Here is a 552-nt window from a genome sequence, read left to right on the forward strand (position 1 = left end):
GGCCAACGCCCCCGTCATAGCCAATGACGTTTTGCTTCATACCCGGAATATTGAGGCGATCGAGTTGCCTGGGTTGGCGGGGTGATTGGGGGGCCAGGGCAATGTCCATGGATTCTCTCCGACTGATCAAGCGAACACTCAAGCGACGCTATTGAGCGGTTGGTGTTATCAAACAATGATGGGTGGGGCATGGCTACTGTCAGAGTTGACAGGTAGCGACCAGTGGTCTCAACACCGGCCGCTTCAACACCAAAACGTTGAAGCGCTGCTTTTCGTTCCATTCGTCGCCACCTGTCAGAGTTGACAGTAGCCAGCGGTCCTCGCGCAGAGGTTCAATTTCGCCATACGCCTGCGAGGAAATCCTCATGATCAAGCACCCTGCACCGGTCAATCCGTTTGTACCCGATCTGCCACCGGTCGAGATTGGGCTCTTGCAACCCCCTATCGTAGGCGACCACGAGCGGGCCGATGGTGGCATCGGCATTCGGCATACCGAAATTCCCCTGGTGGTGCATATTGCCCGTCCGCCTTCAACGCCCAAAGGCACCAGCT

The 552-nt window shown here is 56.9% G+C and carries 1 protein-coding gene; it reads left to right on the plus strand.

The features are described from left to right. Positions 1–365: 365 nt before the first annotated feature. The coding region (locus ACODSV_RS36310) for a hypothetical protein (protein WP_489078415.1) at positions 366–552 on the plus strand (187 nt) is incomplete at its 3' end.

The organism is Pseudomonas sp. FG86, assembly GCF_057808775.1.